This window comes from Aeromonas sp. HMWF014, assembly GCF_963878295.1.
GTDB lineage: Bacteria > Pseudomonadota > Gammaproteobacteria > Enterobacterales > Aeromonadaceae > Aeromonas > Aeromonas popoffii.
Genome location: NZ_CAWNYS010000197.1, coordinates 1 through 3,707 on the forward strand (window position 1 = coordinate 1; position 3,707 = coordinate 3,707).

Consider the following 3,707-nt stretch of genomic DNA (forward strand, 5'->3'; position numbering starts at 1 on the left):
GCTTCAAACAGTCCCAGACTCTCCACCAGATACTCAATCAGGGCGATATAGCCTTCGCTTTCTACAACCATGGCGGCTTAAATCCTCAACAATACGGAAAAACTGTGCGTATTTTAGTGGCTGGACCTAGCTTGGCAAGCGCCAGTGCAGACGATAGCGGATAAAACCGACCCCGCCGCGCTCCACGCTTTCCAATCCCGTCAGTTGAAAGCCATACCGTAAAAATAGTCCATAGCTGAAGGCACTGGCCTCCGTCGTCAGGGTCTTGATGCCGAGCCGACCGGCCTGGTTGAGGGCGGTGTCGAGCAAACGGCCACCGAGCCCCTGCCGTTGATGGTCGGCGCTCACATAAAGCAGGCTCAGGTGACCATCGTCGCTGAGGGTGACAAAGCCGAGTACGGCGCCCCCTTGCTCCAGCACCCAGCCGTGGTGCTCACGCAACTGGCTGGCAAGGCCCGGATGATGGGCGCCGAGGGCCCATTGCTCCACCTGCGCCTCGCTGTAGTGTTCGGGGCCGCGTTGGCGCACCGACTGCTCGAACAGGGTGATAAGGGCGGGGATATGCAGCTCGCTCAGCGGGACCAGATTGGGCTGCTTTGGCATGGGGTGGCTCACAGACATCATAGTGCCGGGGCTTGCGGCCGTTTGGCCCTGGGCAGGCCGGCGACCACCCGCTCATAGGAGTGGTGCACCCAGCCTTGCCACAGATCGCAGGCCAGGGTGTCGCTCAGGGTCACCGTGTTCCAGTGCTGCTTGTTCATGTGCCAGCCGGGTGTGACCTCGGGGTGGATCTCCCGCAGCAGCAGGGCGAGGTCGGGCTCGCATTTGAGGTTGATGGTAAGCGGCGCTGCCTGCCAATCCACCAGTGCGAACATCTTGCCGGCGATGCGGTAGACCAGGATCTCCGGGCCAAACGGCGTGTCTTCGGTGGCGCCCGGCAGGGTCAGCAGAAAGGCTCTCAAACTCGTCAACTCCATGCTCACGTTCCTCGCCAGTTGCTATGCAAACGTATTAGTCGGGTGAGAATATCTGTTAAGATGCGCGCCTACTATACCCCAATGCCGTCGATGAGGGAGTCGCAAGATGCTGTATCACAAGACGTTCGAGCTTGGCCCCGACAGGGATTGGGTGGTATTCGTGCACGGTGCCGGTGGCAGCTCCTCCATCTGGTTCAAGCAACTGCGCGCCTATCGCGAGCACTTCAACGTGTTGCTGCTGGACCTGCGCGGCCACGGGCAGTCTCACCGGTTGCAGCAGGTGGTCAAGGGTCACTACAGCTTTCGAGCCGTGACTGAGGACATAGTACGCCTGCTCGATCATCTCAATATCCGCTGCGCCCACTTTGTCGGCATTTCGCTGGGCACCATCCTTATTCGCCATCTGGCGGAGCTCTGCCCGGAGCGGGTCAAGAGCATGGTGCTGGGCGGCGCCATACTGCGGCTTGATATTCGCTCCCGGGTATTGGTGCAGCTTGGCCGGGTCGGCCAGCACATCCTGCCCTACATGTGGCTCTATCGGTTGTTCGCCTTTATCATCATGCCGCGCCAGCACCATCAGGAGTCGCGCAACCTGTTCGTGCGCGAGGCGCGTAAATTGTGCCAGAAGGAGTTCAAACGCTGGTTCCGCCTCGCCACCGAGGTCAATCCGCTGATGCGCTACTTCAAGGAGCGCACCCTGCCGATCCCGACCCTCTATGTGATGGGGGAGGAGGATCATATGTTCCTGGCACCGGTGCGCGAGCAGGTGGCCCGCGATGCCAGCGCCTCGCTGGCGGTGATCCAGCAGTGCGGCCATGTCTGCAATGTGGAGCAGCCGGAGCTGTTCAATCGCACCACGCTGGACTTTATCGCCCGCCAGACCTCATCCACTCACCCGAAGTAATGGGCGATGTCGAGGTAGCGCTGGCGGATGTGCTCGATCAATAGCCTTATCTTGCGCGGCGGCTGACGGGTAAAGGGGTAGACGGCGTAGATGCCGAGCTTCTTGCCCACCTGATCGGGAAAAAGGTCCACCAGCTCGCCGTTCATCAGATCGTGATAGACCAGGCAGCGCGGCACATAGACGATGCCGCGCCCCCCCAGTGCAGCCTTGCGCAGGGCCCCGGCGTTGTCGGTGCAAAAGCTGCCCGACACCGACAAGAGATAGTTGCCGTTCTCCCCCCTGAAGGCCCACTCAGAGGCGCCCGTGCTCTGGTAGGCGTAGCGCAGGCAGTTGTGCGCCAGCAGATCGGAGGGCTCGCGCGGTGCTCCGAAGCGGCGCACGTAGCCGGGGGAGGCGCAGATCACCCACTGGGAATCGAGGATGTGACGGGCGATAAGACTCGAGTCATCCAGATAGCCGGTGCGAATGACCAGGTCAAACCCCTCTTCCACCAGATTGACGAAGCGATTCTCCAGCGACATCTCTACCGTGAGCCCAGGGTGCTGCTGGCAAAAGTCGGCCACCGCGTCTGCCAGCAGCAGCTCCCCCGAAATGGTGGGCACCGACATGCGCACATGGCCGCTCACCTTTTCACCAAACCCCGCCACGGCGTCGAAAGCGTCCAGTGCGGCGGCCTTCACATTTTTGGCACCCTGATACAGCGCCTTGCCCGCCTCGCTCAGGGTGAGGCTGCGGGTGGTGCGATAGAGCAGCTGCACCCCGAGATCGTCCTCCAGGCGCCCAATTCGTTTGCTAACCACTGAATTTGTAAGGGAATGTTGTTCGGCCACCTTGCTGAAGGAGCCGGCTTCCACCACCTGGGCGAAGAGAATGAGGTCGTCGCTACGGGCCATATTGATCAACTTTTGGAATGAATGTTGTTCATTATTTCCATATATCGCGAAAAGGGAAGAGAGTAAGGTCACGTCCGCTTAACAAAAAGACAACAAGGTGCACCTCTGCACCACTCGGACAAGGACGCAATGATGACAGACACCCTGCTGGCCCTGATGGCCTTCTCGCCGATCCTGGTGGCCGCCGTGCTGCTGGTCGGCCTCAACTGGCCTGCAAAGCGCGCCATGCCCATCGCCTTTCTGTTGACCGTCTTGATCGCCCTGTGGGGCTGGCAGATGAGCCCGACCCGGGTGATCGCCTCTACCCTGCAGGGGTTGTTGATCACGCTGACCGTGCTCTGGATCGTGTTCGGCGCCATCCTGATGCTCAACACCCTCAAACACACTGGCGCCATCACGGCGATCCGCAGCGGCTTTACCAACATCTCGCCGGATAGGCGTATCCAGGCCATCATCATCGCCTGGTGCTTCGGCGCCTTTATCGAAGGGGCCTCGGGCTTTGGTACGCCGGCCGCTATCGCCGCTCCCCTGCTGGTGGCCATCGGCTTTCCGGCGCTTGCCGCCGTGCTGCTCGGCATGATGATCCAGTCCACGCCGGTATCATTCGGTGCTGTGGGCACCCCCATTCTGGTAGGGATCAACAAGGGGCTCGACAGCCAGACTATCGGCCAGACCCTGAGTGCCGGCGGCAGCAGCTGGGAGGTTTACCTGCAGCAGATCACCACCAACGTGGCCCTCATTCACGCCACCGTCGGCACCCTGATGCCGGTGCTGATGGTGATGATGCTGACCCGCTTCTTTGGCCGTCACCGCAGCTGGACCGAGGGGCTCGCCATATTGCCGTTCGCCCTCTTCGCCGGGCTGGCCTTCACCGTGCCCTATGCTCTTACCGGTATGCTGCTTGGTCCCGAGTTCCCGTCCCTCATCGGCGGT

6 protein-coding genes are annotated in these 3,707 nt (G+C 61.1%); 2 read left to right on the top strand and 4 right to left on the bottom strand.

Translation table 11 applies throughout. The annotated features are described in order from the left end of the window. From AAC083_RS07915 to AAC083_RS07925, 3 genes are all read right to left on the bottom strand, one after another. Window positions 1–71: DUF3802 family protein (locus AAC083_RS07915; RefSeq protein ID WP_146181616.1), on the bottom strand; the 71-nt coding region annotated here is incomplete at its 3' end. Window positions 72–126: 55 nt separating this feature from the next. Continuing rightward, window positions 127–603: a GNAT family N-acetyltransferase gene (locus tag AAC083_RS07920; RefSeq protein ID WP_108536267.1), complete on the bottom strand. Its 477-nt coding sequence runs from the start codon at window positions 601–603 to the stop codon at window positions 127–129. Window positions 604–620: 17 nt separating this feature from the next. Continuing rightward, on the bottom strand, window positions 621–977 hold the full coding sequence (locus tag AAC083_RS07925) for an MmcQ/YjbR family DNA-binding protein (RefSeq protein WP_108536268.1): 357 nt from the start codon (window positions 975–977) through the stop codon (window positions 621–623). 106 nt (window positions 978–1,083) lie between these two features. Between AAC083_RS07925 and AAC083_RS07930 the strand changes: the two genes are divergently transcribed. Then, window positions 1,084–1,881 (top strand): alpha/beta fold hydrolase, encoded by a 798-nt coding sequence (locus AAC083_RS07930; RefSeq protein WP_108536269.1) that lies wholly within the window; start codon window positions 1,084–1,086, stop codon window positions 1,879–1,881. On the opposite strand, the gene AAC083_RS07935 is transcribed toward AAC083_RS07930, so the two are convergent. Next, entirely contained in the window at window positions 1,869–2,846 is a 978-nt protein-coding gene (locus AAC083_RS07935) for a LysR family transcriptional regulator (RefSeq protein ID WP_108536270.1), read from the bottom strand. The two genes, AAC083_RS07930 and AAC083_RS07935, sit on opposite strands and share 13 nt — an antisense overlap. 60 nt (window positions 2,847–2,906) lie before the next feature. On the opposite strand from AAC083_RS07935, the gene AAC083_RS07940 reads away from it, so the two are divergent. Continuing rightward, a partial coding sequence (locus AAC083_RS07940) for an L-lactate permease (RefSeq protein ID WP_146181615.1) occupies window positions 2,907–3,707 on the top strand: 801 nt, incomplete at its 3' end.

Excerpts from the sequence above, each read along its gene's own strand:
- AAC083_RS07920 (WP_108536267.1), bottom strand. The coding sequence starts at position 603 with ATGCCAAAGCAGCCCAATCTGGTCCCGCTGAGCGAGCTGCATATCCCC.
- AAC083_RS07925 (WP_108536268.1), bottom strand. The coding sequence starts at position 977 with ATGGAGTTGACGAGTTTGAGAGCCTTTCTGCTGACCCTGCCGGGCGCC.
- AAC083_RS07930 (WP_108536269.1), top strand. The coding sequence starts at position 1,084 with ATGCTGTATCACAAGACGTTCGAGCTTGGCCCCGACAGGGATTGGGTG.